This is a genomic window from Winogradskyella sp. ECml5-4, assembly GCF_036903175.1.
Taxonomy (GTDB): Bacteria; Bacteroidota; Bacteroidia; order Flavobacteriales; family Flavobacteriaceae; genus Winogradskyella; species Winogradskyella damuponensis.
Map to the genome: position 1 here is coordinate 199,411 of NZ_JAYJLF010000001.1, position 21,999 is coordinate 221,409.

Annotated in this window: 24 protein-coding genes; 10 read left to right on the plus strand and 14 right to left on the minus strand. The window is 32.7% G+C overall.

What is annotated here, in order from left to right:
- Window positions 1-138: 138 nt before the first annotated feature.
- The 4 genes from rimM to VDP25_RS00825 all read left to right on the plus strand — a co-directional run bounded on the left by rimM (window position 139) and on the right by VDP25_RS00825 (window position 3,694).
- Window positions 139-669 carry a ribosome maturation factor RimM gene (gene rimM / locus VDP25_RS00810; RefSeq protein ID WP_334465589.1) on the plus strand — a complete coding sequence of 177 codons (531 nt, stop codon included), beginning with the start codon at window positions 139-141 and terminating at the stop codon, window positions 667-669.
- Window positions 669-1,385 (plus strand): tRNA1(Val) (adenine(37)-N6)-methyltransferase, encoded by a 717-nt coding sequence (locus tag VDP25_RS00815; protein ID WP_334465592.1) that lies wholly within the window; start codon window positions 669-671, stop codon window positions 1,383-1,385. The genes rimM and VDP25_RS00815 overlap by 1 nt, the downstream gene beginning before the upstream one ends.
- Before the next feature lie 111 nt (window positions 1,386-1,496).
- The gene (locus VDP25_RS00820) at window positions 1,497-2,675 is read left to right on the plus strand and encodes an acyl-CoA dehydrogenase family protein (protein WP_215926939.1); all 1,179 of its coding nucleotides are present in this window, start codon (window positions 1,497-1,499) and stop codon (window positions 2,673-2,675) included.
- A gap of 122 nt (window positions 2,676-2,797) precedes the next feature.
- On the plus strand, window positions 2,798-3,694 hold the full coding sequence (locus tag VDP25_RS00825; RefSeq protein WP_334465597.1) for a metallophosphoesterase family protein: 897 nt from the start codon (window positions 2,798-2,800) through the stop codon (window positions 3,692-3,694).
- Window positions 3,695-3,924: 230 nt separating this feature from the next.
- Here the strand turns inward: VDP25_RS00825 and VDP25_RS00830 are convergent, their stop codons facing one another.
- From VDP25_RS00830 to trmB, 7 genes are all read right to left on the minus strand, one after another.
- On the minus strand, window positions 3,925-4,260 hold the full coding sequence (locus tag VDP25_RS00830; RefSeq protein ID WP_334465599.1) for a ferredoxin: 336 nt from the start codon (window positions 4,258-4,260) through the stop codon (window positions 3,925-3,927).
- Window positions 4,260-5,315 (minus strand): NAD(P)/FAD-dependent oxidoreductase, encoded by a 1,056-nt coding sequence (locus VDP25_RS00835; protein ID WP_334465601.1) that lies wholly within the window; start codon window positions 5,313-5,315, stop codon window positions 4,260-4,262. The genes VDP25_RS00830 and VDP25_RS00835 overlap by 1 nt, the downstream gene beginning before the upstream one ends.
- Window positions 5,316-5,380: 65 nt before the next feature.
- Window positions 5,381-5,620: a NifU family protein gene (locus VDP25_RS00840; RefSeq protein ID WP_215926929.1), complete on the minus strand. Its 240-nt coding sequence runs from the start codon at window positions 5,618-5,620 to the stop codon at window positions 5,381-5,383.
- Entirely contained in the window at window positions 5,621-6,760 is a 1,140-nt protein-coding gene (locus tag VDP25_RS00845) for an Mrp/NBP35 family ATP-binding protein (protein ID WP_334465608.1), read from the minus strand.
- Window positions 6,761-7,012: 252 nt separating this feature from the next.
- Complete coding sequence (locus VDP25_RS00850; RefSeq protein WP_215926925.1) at window positions 7,013-7,342, minus strand: MGMT family protein; 330 nt, start codon at window positions 7,340-7,342, stop codon at window positions 7,013-7,015.
- Window position 7,343: 1 nt separating this feature from the next.
- On the minus strand, window positions 7,344-7,973 hold the full coding sequence (locus VDP25_RS00855; RefSeq protein WP_334465615.1) for a LysE family transporter: 630 nt from the start codon (window positions 7,971-7,973) through the stop codon (window positions 7,344-7,346).
- Between the two features lie 3 nt (window positions 7,974-7,976).
- Window positions 7,977-8,651, minus strand: coding sequence for a tRNA (guanosine(46)-N7)-methyltransferase TrmB (gene trmB / locus VDP25_RS00860; RefSeq protein ID WP_334465618.1), 675 nt, complete (start codon window positions 8,649-8,651; stop codon window positions 7,977-7,979).
- 280 nt (window positions 8,652-8,931) lie between these two features.
- On the opposite strand from trmB, the gene VDP25_RS00865 reads away from it, so the two are divergent.
- Window positions 8,932-9,813 (plus strand): glycosyltransferase, encoded by an 882-nt coding sequence (locus VDP25_RS00865; protein ID WP_334465621.1) that lies wholly within the window; start codon window positions 8,932-8,934, stop codon window positions 9,811-9,813.
- Here the strand turns inward: VDP25_RS00865 and VDP25_RS00870 are convergent.
- The gene (locus VDP25_RS00870; protein WP_334465624.1) at window positions 9,796-10,839 is read right to left on the minus strand and encodes a sensor histidine kinase; all 1,044 of its coding nucleotides are present in this window, start codon (window positions 10,837-10,839) and stop codon (window positions 9,796-9,798) included. The genes VDP25_RS00865 and VDP25_RS00870 overlap by 18 nt on opposite strands.
- Window positions 10,839-11,525, minus strand: coding sequence for a response regulator transcription factor (locus VDP25_RS00875; protein WP_215926917.1), 687 nt, complete (start codon window positions 11,523-11,525; stop codon window positions 10,839-10,841). Before VDP25_RS00875 ends, VDP25_RS00870 begins: the two co-directional genes overlap by 1 nt.
- Before the next feature lie 232 nt (window positions 11,526-11,757).
- On the opposite strand from VDP25_RS00875, the gene VDP25_RS00880 reads away from it, so the two are divergent.
- Together VDP25_RS00880 and VDP25_RS00885 are read left to right on the plus strand one after the other, a co-directional pair.
- On the plus strand, window positions 11,758-13,419 hold the full coding sequence (locus VDP25_RS00880) for a T9SS type A sorting domain-containing protein (RefSeq protein WP_334465628.1): 1,662 nt from the start codon (window positions 11,758-11,760) through the stop codon (window positions 13,417-13,419).
- 74 nt (window positions 13,420-13,493) lie between these two features.
- Window positions 13,494-14,474 carry a LuxE/PaaK family acyltransferase gene (locus VDP25_RS00885; RefSeq protein WP_334465631.1) on the plus strand — a complete coding sequence of 327 codons (981 nt, stop codon included), beginning with the start codon at window positions 13,494-13,496 and terminating at the stop codon, window positions 14,472-14,474.
- 204 nt (window positions 14,475-14,678) lie between these two features.
- Here the strand turns inward: VDP25_RS00885 and VDP25_RS00890 are convergent, their stop codons facing one another.
- Window positions 14,679-15,149, minus strand: coding sequence for a DUF1572 domain-containing protein (locus VDP25_RS00890; protein WP_334465634.1), 471 nt, complete (start codon window positions 15,147-15,149; stop codon window positions 14,679-14,681).
- A 131-nt stretch (window positions 15,150-15,280) separates the two neighbouring features.
- The gene (gene tyrS / locus VDP25_RS00895) at window positions 15,281-16,591 is read right to left on the minus strand and encodes a tyrosine--tRNA ligase (RefSeq protein WP_334465637.1); all 1,311 of its coding nucleotides are present in this window, start codon (window positions 16,589-16,591) and stop codon (window positions 15,281-15,283) included.
- Window positions 16,592-16,865: 274 nt separating this feature from the next.
- Here tyrS and VDP25_RS00900 point away from each other — a divergent pair, with 274 nt between their 5' ends.
- Complete coding sequence (locus tag VDP25_RS00900; RefSeq protein WP_334465639.1) at window positions 16,866-17,900, plus strand: NAD-dependent epimerase/dehydratase family protein; 1,035 nt, start codon at window positions 16,866-16,868, stop codon at window positions 17,898-17,900.
- Here VDP25_RS00900 and VDP25_RS00905 read toward each other — a convergent pair.
- Genes VDP25_RS00905 through VDP25_RS00915 form a run of 3 tightly spaced genes read right to left on the minus strand, consistent with a single transcriptional unit; the run spans window position 17,860 to window position 20,417 of the window.
- On the minus strand, window positions 17,860-18,339 hold the full coding sequence (locus tag VDP25_RS00905; RefSeq protein ID WP_334465641.1) for a DUF4296 domain-containing protein: 480 nt from the start codon (window positions 18,337-18,339) through the stop codon (window positions 17,860-17,862). The two genes, VDP25_RS00900 and VDP25_RS00905, sit on opposite strands and share 41 nt — an antisense overlap.
- Window position 18,340: 1 nt before the next feature.
- Window positions 18,341-19,684 carry a dihydroorotase gene (locus tag VDP25_RS00910; RefSeq protein WP_334465643.1) on the minus strand — a complete coding sequence of 448 codons (1,344 nt, stop codon included), beginning with the start codon at window positions 19,682-19,684 and terminating at the stop codon, window positions 18,341-18,343.
- A 10-nt stretch (window positions 19,685-19,694) separates the two neighbouring features.
- Entirely contained in the window at window positions 19,695-20,417 is a 723-nt protein-coding gene (locus VDP25_RS00915) for a polyprenol monophosphomannose synthase (protein ID WP_334465645.1), read from the minus strand.
- Window positions 20,418-20,551: 134 nt separating this feature from the next.
- Here VDP25_RS00915 and VDP25_RS00920 point away from each other — a divergent pair, with 134 nt between their 5' ends.
- Together VDP25_RS00920 and VDP25_RS00925 are read left to right on the plus strand one after the other, a co-directional pair.
- The gene (locus VDP25_RS00920) at window positions 20,552-21,202 is read left to right on the plus strand and encodes a DUF4271 domain-containing protein (protein WP_334465648.1); all 651 of its coding nucleotides are present in this window, start codon (window positions 20,552-20,554) and stop codon (window positions 21,200-21,202) included.
- Window positions 21,203-21,219: 17 nt separating this feature from the next.
- Complete coding sequence (locus tag VDP25_RS00925) at window positions 21,220-21,969, plus strand: uroporphyrinogen-III synthase (RefSeq protein ID WP_215926908.1); 750 nt, start codon at window positions 21,220-21,222, stop codon at window positions 21,967-21,969.
- The last annotated feature ends 30 nt before the right edge of the window (window positions 21,970-21,999 follow it).

The window sequence follows — 21,999 nt, forward strand, 5'->3', positions numbered from 1 at the left end:
AGTCTGGGTTTTTTTGTTCAATTATGTATTTTATACCGAATAAATACTCAATTGAATAAATCCTGTTAAAAAAACCAGATATTTACTAATATTAATTGAGATCCTGAAACTAATTCAGGATGACAAATAAAATTTGTCATGAAAAAAGAAGATTGTTTTTATTTAGGTAAAATTGTAAAAAAATACAGCTTTAAAGGTGAACTTTTAGCTAAACTTGATACAGACGAACCTGACTTATACGATAATTTAGATGCTGTTTTTATAGATTTAAGAGGTAATCTAGTACCTTTTTTTATTGAAGCTTCACAATTACACAAATCAGATTTATTACGTTTAAAATTTGAAGATGTAGATACAGAAGCAGATGCAGATGCATTAATAAAAACAGAATTATACCTACCACTAGATCTGCTCCCAAAACTCGATGGAGATAAGTTTTATTTTCATGAAGTAATTGGTTTTACGGTTAAGGATAAAAACTTTGGGGATGTTGGTATCTTAAAAGGTATTAATGATTCTACGGCACAGGCTTTATTTGAAATTGATAGAGAGGGTGTTGAAATCTTAATCCCTATGAACGATGAGTTTATTGGTAAAGTAGATCGAAAACACAAAACGATAGAAGTTAATACACCTGAAGGACTCATTGATTTATATCTTGAAGACTAATGAGTTCGCTGCCTTTTAAATTTAAAGAATTTACAGTCCATCAAGATCGTTGTGCCATGAAAATTGGCACAGATGGAGTATTGCTTGGCGCTTGGGCTTCTATTGATCATAATCCGTTTTCTGTATTAGATATTGGAGCAGGAACAGGTATTTTATCTCTAATGATAGCGCAAAGAAGTCATGCTGAAAACATTGAAGCTTTAGAAATTGATGCTGAAGCCTATGAGCAGTGTTCTGAAAATTTTGAAAATTCTGCTTGGGCAGACCGTCTATTTTGTTACCATGCTTCGCTTTTAGAATTTGTAGAAGAAATTGAGGACGAATTTGATTTAATTATTTGCAATCCTCCCTTCTATTCCGAAGACTACAAAACCGACAATAAAACAAGAGATTTAGCCCGCTTTAACGATGCTATGCCTTTTGAACATTTAATATTTGCTGCTGTAAACTTATTATCAGAAACAGGTGTTTTTTCTGTTATCATTCCGTATAAAGAAGAAGCAAATATTATTGATTTAGCCTCAAACGCAGGTTTATTCCTGAATCGATCTCTTCATGTAAAAGGCAATCCGGATACAGAAATTAAACGCAGTTTGTTAGAATTTTCTTTTCAAAATACAGCGAAACAAACTTCAAATTTAATTATAGAAACATCACGACACCAATACACAGAAGACTATATTAATCTCACTAAAGATTTTTATCTGAAAATGTAAATCTATTGTTGGGCAATGCTATCGTTTTCGTTACTTTTGTTAAACTTATAAAATAACACCTTCTATTTTGGTAAATTCTCAAAATTAGAAGTTATAAATATCAAAATTAGAATGAAACCAGATTTATTCGAAGCACCAGATTATTACAATCTTGATGAATTACTTACAGAAGAGCACAAGTTAGTACGCGATGCAGCCAGAGAATGGGTAAAACGCGATGTGTCTCCAATTATAGAAGACTACGCTCAAAAAGCAGAGTTTCCTACACAAATCGTTAAAGGACTAGCTGAAATAGGTGCCTTTGGCCCTTACATCCCTGAAGAGTATGGAGGAGCTGGTTTAGACCAAATTTCTTATGGCTTAATAATGCAAGAAATTGAACGTGGAGATTCAGGTGTACGTAGTACAGCATCTGTGCAATCGTCTTTAGTAATGTATCCTATTTGGAAATATGGTAACGAAGAACAACGTCAAAAATACTTACCAAAGTTAGCTTCTGGTGAATGGATTGGTTCTTTTGGACTTACAGAACCAGATCATGGCTCTAACCCAGGAGGTATGGTGACTAATTTTAAAGATATGGGAGACCATTACCTTTTAAATGGTGCTAAAATGTGGATTAGTAATTCGCCTTTTTGTAATGTAGCCGTAGTTTGGGCTAAAAATGAAGAAGGACGAATTCATGGACTTATTGTAGAACGTGGTATGGAAGGTTTTTCTACACCAGAAACACATAACAAATGGTCACTTAGAGCTTCTGCCACTGGAGAGCTTATTTTTGATAATGTAAAAGTGCCTAAAGAAAATTTATTACCTAACAAATCTGGATTGGGAGCACCATTAGGTTGTTTAGATTCGGCACGTTTTGGTATTGCTTGGGGAGCCATTGGAGCCGCTATGGATTGCTACGATACAGCCTTACGTTACAGTAAAGAACGTATGCAATTTGGAAAGCCTATAGGACAATTTCAATTACAACAAAAGAAATTAGCTGAGATGATTACCGAAATCACCAAAGCCCAATTATTAGCATGGCGTTTAGGTGTGATGCGTGAAAACGGAACAGCGACATCTGCTCAAATTTCTATGGCAAAACGTAACAATGTAGATATGGCGCTTACCATAGCTCGTGATGCTAGACAAATGTTAGGTGGTATGGGAATCTCTGGCGAATACAGTATTATGCGTCATATGATGAACCTTGAAAGTGTGGTTACTTATGAAGGTACTCACGATATACACCTATTAATTACAGGTTTAGATGTCACAGGTTTAAATGCTTTTAAATAGAATTTAAAACCTATAATTTCAGGTCTTTTTAAAGGCTTAATGGCTATAAACTAGAATTCATAAAAATGCTTCTCATTATTGGGAAGCATTTTTTGTTTAAATTAGTCGAACAAAGAATATACATGTCTTCAAAATCGAGATTAGATCGCGCTTTCAAAAATGCTAAAATTATCAACTTTGATGATTCTAGTAAGCTTATACTATTTAGCGATTGCCACAGAGGTGATAATAGTTTTGCGGATGATTTCGCCAACAATCGCAACATTTATTTTCATGCCCTAAAGCATTATTATAATGAAGGATTTCAGTATTGTGAAATTGGAGATGGAGATGAGTTATGGGAAAATCTGTCCTTTGAATCTATCTTTTATGCACACAAGAATGTGTATATGTTGATGAAGCAATTTCACGATGAAAATCGTCTACACATGATTTGGGGCAACCACGATATGGTGTATCGTGACCCTAAATATGTTGAAAAGCATTTATCTACTTTTTTTGATCCTAAAACAGGAAATGATGAAGATTTATTTTGTGGTATTCAATATCATGAAGCCATCATTTTAAACCATACAGAAACCAAACAAAACTTATTTTTAACCCATGGTCATCAAGCCGATTGGTGGAATTATACGTTTTGGAAATGGAGTCGTTTTTTAGTTCGTATCTTATGGAAGCCACTAAATGTTATGGGTATTGCCGATCCAACAACACCAGCTAAAAACTACAAAGAGCTTATTAAAGTAGAACGACGCACAAAAAAATGGATTATTGAAAACAACAATCAAATTACCATTGTTGGACACACGCACAGACCGCGTTTTCCTGAGCCAGGTGACATTGCTTTTTTTAATGATGGTAGTTGTGTCCACCCAAGAAGTATTACAGGTCTAGAAATTGAAAATGGAGCTATTTCACTTATAAAATGGCAAATTGTAACCACCGACAACGGCACATTAAAAATAGATCGCTTTTTATTAGAAGGACCGACAAACTTGGCCGATTATAAAACGACATAATTTTTTATGGAACTTTTATAAATGTACTTCTGAATGGTAATTATAATTTCTAGAGTTCTGAATATATGCGCCATAATTACTACCAAAGATTTAAAAGATGAAAAATACTATACTTTGTACACCGGCTTTATAACCGTAACATCAATTACCATTTCCTTTTCACTTCTTATTCTTATTAAGGCATAGACTTATTGATATAATTATGAGATTCCTGCCTTCATATGAAATTATTAAGACTCAGGAGCCAACTCCACTTCCAAGCCTTCCATTTCTGGCGTTATTTGTATTTGGCAACCTAAACGTGAATTATCTTTAACGTAAAACGCTTCGGAGAGCATAGCTTCTTCGTCGTCCTGCATTTCTGGCAATTCCGTATCACTTAACACATAACATTGACAAGATGCACACATAGCCATACCACCGCAAATCCCAATGGTGCCTTCTGGAGCTAGCTCATAAGAACGAACAACTTCCATTAAGTTCATAGCCATATCTGTTGGAGCTTCAATTTGATGCTTTACACCATCTCTATCAATGATTGTAATATTTATATCTAAATTGTCCATTATTGTATCGCTTTAACCACTGCTTTTGGTGCTTCTTTTCGTGTACCATCAAATCCATCAACACCTGCAACTGTCGTATATTTTAAAACATAGCGTTTCCCAGGGTTTATAATTTGATAAGCCGATTGACACATTAATGTCGCTTCATGAAACCCGCAAAGAATCAATTTTAATTTTCCAGGATACGTATTGACATCTCCAATAGCGTAAATACCTGGTATATTGGTTTGGTAATCTAAAGCATTATTAACTTTTATGGCATTTTTTTCTATCTCTAGTCCCCAATTTGCAATTGGACCTAATTTAGGAGATAATCCAAAAAGCGGAATAAAATGATCGGTGTCTACCAAAATAGGTGCTTCGCCTTTTTTAGTTACCTCTACATTTTCAACCTTACCGTTTCCATTAATTGCAGTGATTTCAGCTGGAGTGATTAGATTTATTTTACCACTATTTTTTAATTCTTGAACTTTCTCTACAGAGTCTAGATGTCCTCTAAATTCGTTTCGTCTATGAATTAATGTTACACTCGAAGCAATATCACTTAAAAAGATACTCCAATCTAAAGCCGAATCTCCACCACCTGCAATAACCACTTTTTTATCGCGATAAAGCTCTGGTTCTTTAATCATATACTCTACTCCACAATCTTCATAATCTGTAATATTATCTAATAGTGGTTTACGAGGTTCAAAACTTCCTAATCCACCTGCAATAGCGATTACAGGTGCCTTATGTTTTGTCCCTTTATTGGTAGTTACAATAAAACTTCCGTCCTCTTGTTTTTCTATGGTTTCTGCACGCTCACCTAAGGTAAATCCAGGTTCAAATTGCTTGCATTGTTCTAAGAGTTTCTCTGTTAAATCGCCTGCTAAAATTTCAGGATAAGCTGGAATATCATAAATTGGTTTTTTAGGATACAGCTCAGAACATTGGCCGCCTGGTTGTGGTAATGCGTCAATTAAATGGCAATTTAGTTTTAAAAGTCCGGCCTCAAAAACCGTAAAAAGTCCGGTTGGGCCAGCTCCAATAATAAGTATATCTGTTGTAATCATGAATGTAATATTGAATACAAAATTACTAATGTCATTTTATTCAGAATGTGATAAATGTCACATTACTATTCTACATTAATAACTTTTTCGATTTGTGGAGCATATTTTTTAATGGTCATCTCTACACCAGATTTTAAAGTCATCTGATTAACACTACACGATGTACAAGCACCTACAAGTTGTACTTTTACAAATTTATCATCGTCAATAGATAATAAATTAATATCGCCTCCATCACTTTGTAGAAACGGGCGGATTTCATCCAATGCTTTTTCTACGTTTAATCTAAGTTCTTCTGTGCTCATCTAATTTTTTTTAACAGCAGAACAACCTGCCATTGTTGTGATTTTTATAGCTTCGGTAGCTGGTAATGCCTCATTACGGTTAACCACTTGTTGAACAACATCTCTTGTAATTGCTTCAAAAGCGGCTTCAATAGGTGTTGCGGTTTGCATTGCTGCTGGTCTTCCTAAGTCACCTGCTTCTCTTATGCTTTGAATTAATGGTACCTCACCTAAAAATGGCACGTTTAAATCTTCTGCCAAGTGCTTAGCTCCTTCTTTTCCAAAGATATAGTATTTATTTTCTGGAAGTTCTGCAGGTGTAAAGTAGGCCATATTTTCTATAATACCTAAAACAGGTACATTGATACTATCTTGCTGAAACATTGCCACGCCTTTTTTAGCATCTGCTAAAGCTACATTTTGAGGTGTACTTACCACAACAGCTCCTGTAATAGGTAATGCCTGCATAATACTTAAGTGAATATCTCCTGTTCCTGGAGGTAAATCGAGTAGTAAAAAATCTAATTCTCCCCAAGCCGCATCAAATATCATTTGATTTAATGCCTTAGATGCCATTGGTCCTCTCCAAATTACAGCCTGATCTGGTTTTGTAAAAAAACCGATAGACAATACTTTAACACCGTAATTTTCTACAGGTTTCATTTTAGACTTTCCATCTACATTTACAGATAATGGACGTTCATTCGCTACATCAAACATAATAGGAATTGATGGTCCGTAAATATCAGCATCTAAAACACCAACTTTAAAGCCCATTTTTGCTAAAGTAACCGCTAAATTTGCTGTTACAGTAGATTTCCCTACACCTCCTTTTCCAGAAGCAACGGCTACAATATTCTGAATGCCTGGAATTGCTTTTCCTTTAATTTCGTTTTTTGGTGCTGCTGCAGGTGCATCAACTTTTACATTGACTTTTATTTTAGCTTTTTCGTAAACCTTTTTATGAATGGTTTGTAAAATTTCGACTTCTGTTTTTTTACGTGCCTGAAGGCTTGGGTTTCTTATTGTAATATCAACAATTACCTCATCAGCAAAAGTGACGACATTAGTTACAGCTCCGCTATCTACCATATTTTCACCTTCACCAGGTGCTGTTATAGTTTTTAAAGCGTTAAGTATATCTTGTTTTTTTAGTTTCATATCAATTATGAGTAGAGAGAAAAGTATCTAAATTACAGCGCCTAATCTCTTTTTATTAAGATTAATTCTATGCGCAAAGGTACTTAGAAAAGTTTAGAATTTGAAGCGCTAAAATTGAATTGTGCAATAGGTGGATTTGGTTTAGTAATCGCTCTAGAGATAGACAAAAAAAGCAAACCTAAAATGACATCTAAATAGGTTACCAATACTCTCATTAGAAAGTAAAGCTATTCTTCTATTATTTAATTAAAACTAAAGCTCTTTGGCAGGATCCCAAAAAATAGCGTCTAAATTTTGGATTTGATGATCTACAACTTCAATACCTTCACTCTCTAAAAGTTGCTGCATAAGATTGGTTCCTTCAAAATGGTGCTTCCCTGTTAACAATCCTTTTTGATTGACAACTCGGTGTGCCGGAACATCTTTACCATGAGAACCATTCATAGCATAACCAACAATTCTGGCACTTTTGCCTGCTCCTAAATATTTGGCTATTGCGCCGTAGCTTGTTACTCTACCGTAAGGAATTTGCCTTGCAACGCCATAAACACGTTCAAAAAAACCTAAAGTTTCTGGTTGCATATTACCACGCTTTTATAATATTAATAAAAGTAATTAAAGCAACTATTCCTGTAACACTACCTATAATATAGTTCATGTTTTTTTGTGAAGTAAAGGCCTTATCTTTAATCTTATCGAAAAAGAAAATATAAAAATATAACACTACAAATGTTCCTGTTGAGGCACCAGTAACATAAGTAATTATGCTTAATTTTTCAAAATTCATCCAGCCAAAAGACACCAAAGTAATGGTCATATAAGCTTGATATGGAATAGGAAATACATTTAATGCAGACAATAACATGCCATGTAATAATCTACCATGCCTACTTTTTATTTCGGTTTCTGGTTTTGACTCTTTTTGCTTTGATGCCAACACCAAAAAGTATATGGTAATAAGTACAAAAATAATAAAAGCTACACGTTTAAGAATTTCTACAATGTCTTGATGATTGGTTAAATACCTTGCAAAAATAGCGGCAATATATGTTTGAATAAATACAACAATACTAACACCTGTAGAAAACATAATGCCTCGTCCTGCTCCTTCTTTTAGGCTTATCCTTGCAGCTGTCATGTTAAGCAAACCTGGCGGAATAACACCAATAATTGCCACTATAAGCCCTAAAAAAAAAATAACAGTGATACTCAAGTTTTAGTTGATTTTGAATCTAATATACGTAATTGCTTTGTCTTTCTCTAAATACTGGCTTTCGTAAAAGGTTTGAATTTCAGTAACATCTTTAGGACTGCCTTCTAATTTATAAACATTGTGGTTGGCATACAACACTTCATAACCCGAACCATGTAACAAACCTAAGGTGTAACCATGCATAAATTCGCTGTCTGTTTTTAAGTGCATTACACCACCTGGCTTTAATATTTTTTTATAGCGTTCTAAAAACTGTAAATTAGTCATTCGGTGCTTTGTACGCTGGTATTTTATTTGTGGATCTGGGAATGTAATCCATATTTCATCAACTTCATTTTCTTCAAACACATGAGCAACTAATTCTATTTGTGTTCTAATAAATGCTGCATTTGGAATATTTTCTTCAATGGCTGTTTTTGCTCCTCTCCAGAAACGTGCTCCTTTAATATCTATACCAATAAAATTTTTATGAGGATAACGTTTTGCTAAGCCAACAGTATATTCTCCTTTTCCACAACCTAATTCTAAGACTAAAGGATTGTTATTTTTAAATACTTCGGCTTTCCATTTGCCTTTTAATTGATATGTTGCATCAACCAATTCTTCTCGTGTTGGCTGATATACATTATGAAAGGTTTCGTTTTCCCTAAAACGCTTGAGTTTATTTTTACTTCCCACAATTATTCAAATTTCTTATTTTTATAATAATTCGGTAAAATTAAGGAAACATTTTAGGTTTACCTTTGTTTCGTAGATACATATCTAAAATAAATAATTACTGAAACAGAATCAAAACAATAAAAAGGTTTTAGTCGCCCCATTAAATTGGGGTTTAGGTCATGCTACACGATGTATTCCTATTATAAATGAATTAATACGTCATAATTTTGAACCGATAATTGCCAGTGATGGGATTGCACTTCAATTATTAAAAAAAGAATTTCCTAAGCTTGAATCTTTGGAACTGCCTTCATACAACATAACGTATTCTAAAAATCCAAAGAACTTTAAGGTTAAACTTTTAAAAGACTCACCTCACCTTTTAAAAACGATTAAAAAAGAAAAAAAAGCCATTAAAGCGTTTATAAAAACGAATCCTATAGCTGGTATCATCTCTGATAATCGTTTTGGAGTAAGACATAAATCTATACCTTCTGTATTTATAACACATCAATTGCAAGTTTTAAGTGGGAATACTACTTGGCTGAGCTCAAAAATGCATCAACATATCATTTCAAAATTTGATGAATGTTGGATTCCTGACTATAAAGGCTCTAAAAATCTTAGTGGTGTTTTAGGACATCCTGAAAATTTTGAAGCAACTTTAAAATATTTAGGTCCTTTATCTCGGTTTGAAAAACAAAATTTAAAAATCAAATATCAACTTCTAGTGGTGCTTTCTGGGCCAGAACCTCAACGCACTTTTTTAGAAGAAAAATTACTTAGAGAATTAAAATCCTATAAAGGAAACATCTGCTTTATAAAGGGTGTTGTAGCCCCTAAACAAACCCAAACGCAACAAGAGCATATAAGCATATACAATTATATGACTAGTACAGAATTGGAAACGGCAATTAATACAAGTAATATGGTATTGGGCAGGTCTGGATACACTTCTATTATGGATTTAGCAAAACTTGAAAAGAAAGCCTTTTTTATTCCTACTCCTGGACAATTTGAACAAGAGTATTTAGCTAAAAAATTAAAGGCAGAACATATTGCACCTTACGCCAGCCAGGATGAATTTGATATTGAACAATTAACTGAGATTGAAAACTACAACGGTTTTAAATTTGAAGCATTTCAGGTAAACTACAACAAATTATTTGGACTTTTCTAGTGTAAAAGAAAACTCACTACCAACACCTAATTGGCTTTCTATATATATTTTTTCTTCGTGAGCTTCTATAATATGCTTTACAATAGACAAGCCTAAACCAGAACCACCTTCTTTACGAGAACCACTTTTATCTACACGATAAAAACGTTCGAACAGCCTTTGCAAATTAGCTTTAGCAATACCTTCTCCATTATCAGTAACTCTAATAATAGCTTTGTTTTTAATAAGGTTCTCTATACTAACTTCTGTAGTCCCTTTTTCACGTCCGTATTTAATAGAGTTAACAATAAGATTGGTTAAAACTTGTTGAATACGTTCCTTATCTGCATAGACCATAATAGGCTTAGGATAATCGATATCAAAAATTAAGGTAATATTTTTTTTAGCAGCTTTCATTTCAAAAAGATCAAACACACTCTGCACCAATTTAACGATATCAAAATTCTCTTTCTCCAAACTAAGATCACCAACCTCTAATTTGGTAATCATATCTAAGTCTTTAATTATATAAGTTAAGCGTTCAACTCCTTTACTTGCTCGTGTAAGGTATTTTTTTCTAATTTTTTCATCTTCAATACCTCCATCTAATAATGTGAGTAAATAGCTTTGAACGGTAAACAAAGGTGTTTTTAATTCATGAGAAACATTACCTATAAATTCTTTTCGATACTCTTCTCTTATTTTGAGCGTTTCGATTTCAAATTTTTTGTTTTTGGCATATTTATCAATCTCTTTGGTTAAGGTTCCCATATCTGTAGTTATGGGTTGTTGTCTTAAGCTCGTAGATTCTAGCAATGTTAAATCATCGTATATTTTCTTAACACGCTTGTATATAAAACGTTCAACCCTATATTGAATAATAAAAAAACATAAGGGAAAGCATAGCAGAGGGTAAAATACAAGATGCCAATTAATGGCGTGGTAAAAATGCAAAAAAGCACTAACAAGAACCGTTGTAAACAACGTTACATATAGTGCTGTTCGCAATGCGAATTTATAAGATTTCTTTAAATTTTTACTTTGCATTAGTCTACAAACTTGTAACCAACACCTTTAACCGTTTTAAAAGATTTGTCTCCAATTTTTTCACGAAGCTTTCTAATATGAACATCGATGGTTCTACCTCCAACAACGACTTCATTTCCCCAGACTTTATCTAAAATCTCATCACGTTTAAAAACTTTACCAGGTTTGGTTGCTAACAAAGATAATAATTCAAACTCTTTTCTTGGCAAAGTAATCTCTACTCCTTTATTAATGATTTTATATTCTTCTTTATAAATCACTAAATCACCAATCTTTAAGATAGTTTCAACATCACCTTCGGTTTGTTTAAGTCTTCTAAGCAAAGCTTTTACTTTACTTATTAAAACTTTAGGCCTTATAGGTTTTGCAATATAATCATCTGCACCAGCATCAAAACCAGCCACTTGAGAATAATCTTCGCCTCTAGCTGTTAAAAACGTAATGATTGTTTCACTTAAATCTTGTTGCGATCTTATTCTTTCACAAGCTTCAATACCATCCATTTTTGGCATCATCACATCTAAAATAATTAAATGAGGTTTATGCTTTTTTGCTAGTTCTAAAGCTTCTAAACCATTTTCGCCTTTAATAACTTGATAACCTTCAGCAGATAAATTGTAACCTACAATCTCTAAAATATCTGGCTCATCATCTACTAATAGTATCTTAATGTCTTTCTTTTTCAATGGTATATTCGTTTTAATAATTGTAAATATAAAATATATCCATCTTAACTCTCTAAAAATATTGAATTGATAACAATTCCCTAACATTGAAAATATAAATCACTGAAACTAAGAAGCCCCTGATATTTACCATATTAACTTATTGTAAAATGATAAGTATTAACGAATCTGATTCTTAAAATTCACTATTTGTTGCTATATTTGTAATCTAAACTTTTATAAATAATCAATTATGAAGAAAATTTACTTTTTATTTATTGCCTTAGCAATTACTTCTTTGACATTTGGACAAGAATTGTTATTGAATGGGAATTTTGAGACATGGACAGATTCCAGCACCCCTGAAAGCTGGACCAAAATTGAGAATGTAGCTCAAGAATCTACAGAGACTCATAGTGGTAGTTTTTCTGCTAAACAGACCGGAGATGGTACAAAAGATTTAGGACAAACCATAACAGGTATTACTCCTGGCAACTCATACACAATATCAATGTGGTATAAAGTAGAGTCTGGAGATGATACTGATGCTAGAATTTGGAGTTACTGGAAAGATGGTTCGGATGCTAATATTAATGATAACGCGGCTGAATTAAGAGGCCCAAACAACTCATATTTTGACAACAATGGTAACCAATGGACAGAATATAGCGTAACAGTAACTGCTCCAGCAACAGCTGCTGGATTCTATTTTGAAGTTAGAACTTATGGTTCTGCCGTTGTTTATTGGGATGATTTTTCGTTTTTCCAAGAGGCTGGAGCCGTGCCTACTTTAAGTGTGACTACTCCTTCAAATGGTGAATTAGTAGCAGGTCCTGATGTAGATGTAGAAATTAGTGTTCAAAACTTTGTAGTTGGTAATGCAGGTGCAGGCATTGATGGTCATATTCATTACTCTGTTGATGGTGGTTCTGTTGTTATGAAATATGACACTGACCCTATTAGCTTAACAGGACTAACTGATGGCACGCATACTTTAGATTTAGAATTAGTAGATAACAGTCACCAACCATTAGCAAGCCCAGTTACTGCTTCTGTATCATTTGATGTGACGTCTACGACACAAGTCGCAAATATTACAGCATTACGTGCAGGAACTGTAGGTGAGTTTTACGAGCTAACAGGTGAAGCTATTATATCTTATATTGCTACGAGTAGTTCTAGAAACCAAAAATTCATTCAAGATGAAGGTGCCGGAATCTTAATTGACGATACTAGCGGCACATTAAGTACTGCATTTAATAATGGTGATGGAATAACTGGCTTAAAAGGACAACTTACTGAATTTGCGAATACACTTCAGTTTGTTCCAAGTGAAAATGTAGCTAGTGCTTCTTCTACAGGAAATACATTAACACCAATAGTGGTTAGTGCTTCTGAACTTATAAACAATGGTGAGGCATACGAAAGTAGATTAATCACTTTAAACAATGTTACGTTTGAAGATTCAGGGATTTTTGAAAGTGGTACTAACTATAACGTAGCTGATGGTGCTGATGTGACTATTGCACGAGTTGCTTTTGGTGATGAAGATCTTGTAGGTTCTGCAATACCAACAGGTGCTGCTAGCATTACTGGTTTAGGCGGTCAGTATAATGATGATTATCAAATTTTCCCTAGATATGCTAGTGATATCGCACCACCATTAAGTGTAAATAATTTTAATGCTAATACATTTAGCTTATATCCTAACCCAACAAATTCTGGTTTTGTTTCTATTACATCTAGAAATAGTGAAGCAATCTCTGTTCAAGTATTTGATATTTTAGGTAAGCAAGTTAAAAACGAAACTTTAACTAACAACACATTAAATGTTGCTAACTTAAAGTCTGGTGTTTACATTGTAAAAATCACTCAAAACAATACTTCAACTACTAAGAAATTAGTGATTAAATAAGTATATTTTAAAATCATACTTAAAGCGTCTCGAAAATTATCGAGACGCTTTTTTATTTTCCATATTTTTGCGGCATGATTTCTAAAGACGACATTTTTAAGATTACATCTAGAGCTGAGTTTGATAGCCTAGCTTTAGACGTTTTTAAATTTCAGTTTGAACACAATAAAGTGTATCGCTCATTTTGTGACTTATTATATAAGCATCCTTCAGATGTAAAGTGCACTTCAGATATTCCGTTTTTACCTATTCAGTTCTTTAAATCGCACGATGTTTTAAGCACTGTACAACCTATAGAAAAAACCTTTTCTAGCTCTGGTACAACTGGAAGTATAACAAGTAAGCATTTAGTCACCGACGTAAAACTTTATGAAGACAGTTATACAAAAGCTTTTAAGCACTTTTATGGTGATATTGAAGACTATGTGGTATTAGCGTTACTTCCTTCTTATTTAGAACGTGATGGGTCTTCACTTATATATATGGTGAATGATTTAATTGATAAATCTAAACAAACTGAAAGTGGATTTTACCTTAACAATATTGAAGAGTTAGCACATACATTAAAAGCCTTAGAAACTAAAAAACAGAAAACACTGCTTATTGGAGTGTCTTTTGCTTTATTAGATTTGGTTGAGCAATTTCAGCTTAACTTAAATCATACTACAATCATGGAAACTGGTGGTATGAAAGGCAGACGAAAGGAAATTATCAGACAAGAGCTGCATCAAATTTTACAAACTGGTTTTGGTGTCGAGCAAATTCACAGTGAATATGGTATGACTGAGCTTTTAAGTCAAGCTTATTCTAAAGGTAATGGCATTTTTGAATGTCCGCCTTGGATGAAAATTTTAACGCGCGATACTGAAGACGCACTAACCATACAGCGGCCTAACAAAACAGGCGGCATTAACGTAATTGATTTGGCGAATATAAATTCGTGTTCATTTATTGCAACTCAAGACTTAGGAAAAGTCTATGATAATGGCCATTTTGAAATCATCGGAAGATTTGATAATTCAGATATTAGAGGCTGTAATTTAATGGCTTTATAATTTAAATTTGATATTCTAAAAGCAATAGGGTCTGAACGCTATTTGTCCAACTTAAATTTAATTAATTCAAATATTGTAAGGATAAAGATTTAGCTACGACTATTGTAAAGCTATGAAAAAGAAAGGTTTTCAATAGTTGATTGATTGGTTAGAAGTGCTCAGAAGTAATTTTGGGCACTTTTTTTATACTATAAAAACTATTATTTAATTTTTTAATAGGATTTTTTTAATCAATACTATTTGCCCCAAATGATAATAACTATGCTCAATCATACCATCAATATTTCGTAAAAATGTACCGTATTTTTTATCTACAAACTCATTGTTTAAGGTTTCTTCCGGTAGTTTTTCTATTAAATTAGCTAGTTGTGCGGTGTCGTTCCAAAATTGATTTAAAAACCTTTCCCACTCTTGTTGTGATTGTATTGGGGAAAAATCAAAGCTATACTTATCCCTTATTTCAAGTGTATTATTAACAAACACATTTGTTATTCCAGAGATATAATAATGAATATGCTGAGCTAAATCTGAAATGGTATTAAAGGATTCAAATTTTACATTTGCAAGCTTCCAATCTAAATCTTCTAATTGGTCTTTATAATTAGTGTTTGCAATCCAAGTACCATTAAGAATAACTTCTCTTAATCGATTTGCTAGTTGTTTTGTTTGCTTCATCTGAAGTGTAAGTTAATAAAAACCTAGTAATTTACTTTTATAAGCCTACCAAAGTTAGCCATAAAGCATAAAAAAGACCTATCTTGTTTTTTAACTAGACAGGTCTTAAATAAAATTATTTTATTAGATTATTAAACCACTTTCAAAATAAAATTGGTTTTCTTACCTCTACTAAGAATAATATATTTATCGTGAATTAGATCTTCTGCAGACAATATATAATCTTCTTTTACTTTTTCTTTATTTACAGCTATAGCATTTTCTTTTAAAGCACGTCTTGCATCTGCATTAGAGCTTAAAAAGTTGGTTTTTGCAGCTAAAGCTCCAATCATATCCACACCTTCATTAAATTCTGATTCAGAAATTTCGGCATGCTTTACTCCTTCAAAAACATCTAAGAACAAAGTTTCTGGTAATTGTTTAATTTCATTTTTAAAATCTTTACTAAACAATATTTTAGAAGCTTTAACAGCATTATCGTAATCCTCTTTGCTATGTACAAAAATAGTAACCTCTTCGGCTAAGCGTTTTTGCAACAATCTTAAATGCGGAGTTTCCTTATGGTCTTTAATTAAGCTTTCAATCGTTTCTTTATCTAAAAACGTAAAAATTTTAATGTACTTTTCGGCATCTTCGTCTGTAGAATTTAACCAAAATTGGTAGAATTTGTACACAGAAGTTTTATCGGCATCTAACCAAACATTACCACCTTCCGATTTTCCAAATTTAGAACCATCTGCTTTTGTAATTAAAGGACAGGTCATAGCATAAGCTTTTGCTTGATCTTCACCATCATGCATACGTCTTACCAATTCTGTTCCTGTAGTAATGTTTCCCCATTGGTCACTACCTCCCATTTGCAATTTACAGCCCATGGTTTTGTATAAGTGATGAAAATCGTAACCTTGAATTAATTGGTAAGTAAACTCTGTAAAAGACATACCAACGCTTCCTTCGTCACCAGAAAAACGTTTTTTCACAGAATCTTTAGCCATCATATAATTTACTGTGATACGTTTACCAACATCTCTAGCAAAGTCAATAAAACTAAAATCTTTCATCCAATCGTAGTTATTCACTAATACTGGAGCATTTTTTTTAGTAGAATTAAAATCTAAAAAGCGAGATAATACGCTTTTTATTCCTGCAACGTTATGCGCTAAAGCGACTTCATCTAATAAATTACGTTCGTCACTTTTACCAGAAGGATCACCAATCATACCAGTAGCACCACCTACTAAAGCCACAGGTTTATGACCTGCTTTTTCTAAATGAACTAACAATATTATTGGTACTAAGCTACCAATGTGTAACGAATCTGATGTAGGATCAAAACCAATATAGGCAGTTGTCATCTCACTATCTAATTGTTCTTCTGTACCAGGCATGATATCGTGTACCATTCCTCTCCAACGTAATTCTTCTACAAACTTATTTGCCATTGTTTTTTAGTTTCAAATTGATTTGCGCAAAGATATGTTTCCGCTTTTAAAGACAAAAGACAATTTTAAACCAATTTAGGAATCAATAATTATGATATCCCTAAGCTTATTAACAAAGCTCTAACACTAAAATAGCTGTAAGATTTTTAACTTCGCCTAATGACACCTATAATTCGTTTATTTTCTGCTTATTTTTCATTTGAAAAGACAACTGCAATTATTGGCTCACTACTATTTCCTACTTCAACTCATCTAAAAATAATTCAATTTATTTATGCCTAATTTTAAAGATCAATTGGTATTAGTTACAGGTGGAACAGGGTTAGTTGGATCGCATTTACTATTTCAACTTTTAAAAAGTAACATTCCTATTCGTTCAATATATAGGAATAAGAAAACATTAACACGCGTAAAACATGTCTTTTCTTACTTTTCTGATAATGCCGAAGTGCTTTTTAATAAAATTGAATGGGTTGAAGCAGATCTTAATAACGTTCCAAAATTAAGTGATGCATTTAAAGACGTTACTCACGTCTATCATTGTGCTGCTTATATCTCTTTTGAACCTAACAAATATAATACACTACGAAAAGTAAATATTGAAGGCACTGCTAACATTGTTAATTTATGCATAAGTCATCAGATTAAAAAACTATGTTATGTAAGCTCTGTTGCTACTGTAGGGCATCATAGTGATCCCGAAAAATTAATAAACGAACAAACCGATTGGAATCCTGAAGACGACAATAGTGTGTATGCCATAACCAAATATGGAGCAGAACTGGAGGTTTGGCGAGGAACTCAAGAGGGTTTAAAAGCTGTAATTGTAAATCCAGGAATTATTTTAGGTGCAGGATATTGGAATGAAGGAGGTAGCGGTAGTTTATTTAAGCGAATATTTAAGGGCATGAGATATTACACCAATGGTATTACGGGCTATATAGATGTTTGGGATGTCGTAAATGCTATGGAACAACTCATGAACAGCAACATTAAAAATGAAGGGTTTATTTTAGTTTCTGAAAACTTAAGTTTTAAAACTTTACAGATTAAAACCGCTAAAGCCTTAGATGTTAAACCTCCAACAAAAGAAGCTAAACCATGGTTATTAGAAATTGCTTGGCGACTAGATTGGTTAAATCATAAGATTCTAGGAAGGCCAAGAAATTTATCCAAACAAAACGCAAAATCTGCCGTTAGAATTTCGAAGTTTGATGCTTCAAAATTGATAAAAGCTTTAGATTTTAAATTCAAACCTATAAATGATTCTATTGAGGAAGTGAGTCAATTGTACCTAAAAGACCTTTAGCATTTTGCTTTTTAACCTTTACCCCGCCTCTTTTACTTTTATTCAAACTTTTAATAGAATCTTTACGTCTTTTTATTGAGTCGTTCTCTCTTTCTGCTAATTCTTGTAATTCTTGTTTTTCTTTTTCTAATCTTGCTTTTACACGCTCTACAATAGCTTTATAAGCTTCTGTATCATAAGTGTAATACGTATTACTATCTGCAAATTGAGCGCTATCAATATTGTGTTTTGTTAAAATATAAGACTCTGGAATAACGCCATTAGATTCCAATATTTTTTTGTTTACTCCTTTTGCTGAATTAACAATATATAAGTCGTACAAAAGCTCAGACATCTGAGTTTCTGAAATTAAATTATCCGGCTTTTTGGGTTTATCAAAACCATTACATGCTAAAACCAAAATTCCTAATATTAATAATAAGCTAATTCGTTTAAACATTTTATCTATTAAAAGTTAATCGTTGCCCTGCTTTAACGTCTAAAACCTTAAAATTGTTATAGGCTAATTGCCCATTAACAAAAGTATGTGTTATTCTACTTTTAAATGTATTCCCTTCAAAAGGAGACCATCCACATTTATAAAGAATATTACTTTTATTTACAGTCCAAGGACTTTGTGGATCTACAACAACTAAATCTGCAAAATATCCTTCTCTTATATAACCACGCTTTTCTACATTAAATAATATAGCAGGATTATGGCAGGCTTTCTCTACTATTTTTTCTACTGAAATTTTACCTTGATGGTGCGCTTCTAATAGCGCCACTAAAGCATGTTGCACTAAAGGTCCGCCTGAAGGCGCACTGGTGTATGGATTATTTTTCTCTTCAAGCGTATGTGGCGCATGGTCTGTTGCTATAACATCTATTCTATCATCTAATAACGCTTTCCAAAGTTGATCTCTATCTTTTGCTGTTTTTACCGCAGGATTCCATTTTATATAGCTTCCTTTTTTAGCATAGTCTTCATCCGAAAACCACAAATGATGTACACAAACCTCTGCTGTGATCTTTTTATCTTTTAACGGAATTTTATTAGAGAACAAACTCGTTTCTTTCCCTGTTGATAAATGAAACACATGCAGTCTAGCACCTGTTTTCTTGGCTAATTCAATGGCTTTAGAAGACGAAATATAACAAGCTTCTTCACTCCTAATAATTGGATGTTTTTCCATAGGAATGTCATCTCCATACTCCGCTTTGTATTTAGCCAAGTTTTCTTTTATAGTTGCTTCATCTTCACAATGCACAGAAATTACCATATCTGTACTTGAAAATATTTTTTCAATCACCTTAGGGTCATCAACTAACATATTACCTGTTGAAGATCCTAAAAACAATTTTAAACCTGCAACAGTCTTAGGATCGATTTTTAAAATCTCATCTAAGTTATCATTTGTTCCTCCAAACATAAACGAATAGTTAGCATGTGAAGATTCTGCAGCAATAGCAAATTTTTCTTCTAACCTTTCTACGGTTGTTGTTTGTGGATTGGTATTTGGCATTTCTATAAAAGACGTAATCCCTCCAGCCAAAGCCGCTTTAGATTCGGTTTCTATATTTGCTTTATGGGTTAATCCGGGTTCTCTAAAATGCACCTGATCATCAATCATGCCTGGCAATACGTAATTACCTTCAACATCAATAACGGTCATATCCGCAGACTTTACACTTATTGAGATATCTATTTCTTTAATAATATTGTCTTCGATAAGAATATCTCCTTCGACAATTTTTCCTTCGTTAACGATTTTAGCGTTTTTTATAAGGGTATTTCGCTTCATGTGCTCTTTCTTACTTTGCAAATAAACTTTTAAATTTTAAACTAATCACACCAAAAATAGCTTCAGATATAATACTTCCACTCATTTTTGACTTCCCTTTTGTTCTATCTTTAAAGATAACAGGAATTTCTACAATTTTAAATCCCTTTTTATGAGCTTTAAATTTCATTTCAATCTGAAATGCATAACCTACAAATTCTATTTTTTCGAGATTAATGGCTTCTAAAACGCTTCTTTTATAACACACAAAACCTGCCGTAGAATCTTTAACGCGCATTCGTGTTATTAATCTTACATAGCGCGATGCTCCATAAGACAATAAAATACGAGACATTGGCCAATTAACAACTGTAATTCCTTTTACATAACGCGAACCTACCGAAATATCTGCTCCATCGTTGGCGCATGCATTATATAATCTTATTAAATCGTTTGGATTATGTGAAAAATCGGCATCCATTTCAAAAAGGTATTGATACGATCGTTCTAAAGCCCATTTAAAACCTGCAATGTATGCAGTTCCTAATCCGCTTTTTTCTTTACGTTCTACTAAAAATAATCGGTTTTTAAACTCGTTCTGTAACCCTTTAACAATATTACCTGTTTGATCTGGTGAGTTATCGTCTACAACTAAAACATGAAAGTCTTTCTGTTGCGAAAACACAGCTCTTATGATTGATTCTATATTTTCAATCTCATTATAAGTAGGAATTATGACAATTGCGTCAGACATTAACTCACTTTTTAATACGCTTTTAAACGGTTTTTAAAATTTGAACAAAAATAAAGTTTTTAATGGACTATATACTTTAATTAACTTTTTTGATAGAACTTAACTTATTCTATTTTTCTTTATAATTTAGCACAATGCGAAATTTCATTACATACGAATGGTTTACCATCTTTACAATTGTAGGGTTGCTTTCTATTGTAGCTGCAAAATTTGTAAACACACTTAGGTTTAATGATTTTCTTTATGTTATTGGCAACTCTAAATACCTAAAGATCTACACCAAAGATCAAAAATTCATAGATCAGTTTGATAGTTTTCTGTTTATAAACCTCGCTTTATCTTTTAGTATTTTTATTTATTTTGCCTATTCTACATTTATTTCGCCAATACCTTTTGAATTAATTGCATTCTTAAAACTGCTGTTTGCGGTTTCTACAATTATTATCATAAAAACGCTTATAGAACGACTAATTGGTAGTCTTTTTGAAATAGATAGCCTAATAGACCATTATTTATTTCAAAAAACAACATTTAAAAATTATTCTGGTATTGTATTTTTAATTGCAAATTTGTTTCTACTATACACCAATATACCTCTAGAGATTACCTTGATATCCGCGTTTTCATTGGTATGCCTTATAAACGTCATAGGTTTTTTAACTTCTTTCAAAACTTATCAAAAGCTAATTAATCTCAATTTTTTCTATTTTTTATTGTATCTTTGCGCTCTCGAAATTGGACCTTATATTCTTTTATTTAAGGTAATTAGAGAATATAACACATAAAAACACAAGGTTTACGTATGAAAGTGAAAACAATTTTAGTATCACAACCAGAGCCTAAAATAGAGAACTCCCCATACTTTGATTTGCAGGAAAAGCAAAAAGTTAAGGTAGACTTTAGACCATTTATTCATGTTGAAGGTGTATCATCCAAAGACATAAGACAACAAAAAGTTGATCTCAGTAAATACACAGCTATTATACTTACAAGTAGAAATTCAGTAGATCACTTCTTTAGAGTAGCAGACGAAATGCGCTTTAAAGTTCCAGATTCTATGAAATATTTTTGCCAGTCTGAAGCTGTTGCATATTATTTACAAAAATATGTCGTTTATAGAAAGCGTAAAATTTATGTTGGCAAGCGCACCTTTGAAGATTTAATGCCGCTTATTAAAAAATATAAAGACGAAGCGTTTTTATTACCTACAACAGATAAGGTAAAACCTATTATACCTGAGACTTTAGATAGTCTTGGTGTTAATTGGAAACAAGCAACGTTTTATAAAACGGTTATTAGTGACTTATCTGATTTATCAAATGTTACTTATGATATCTTAGTATTTTTTAGCCCTTCTGGCATAGAATCACTTTTCCATAATTTTCCAGATTTTGAGCAAAACGACACACGTATTGCTGTATTTGGTAACACAACGGTAAAAGCAGTTAAAGAAAAAGGCTTACGTGTAGATATTTCTGCACCAACACCTGAAACTCCTTCTATGACTATGGCTTTACAGAAGTATATTGATGCTGTAAATAAAGGGAAGTAGTTATAAAACGATTATAACATAAAAAAAAAA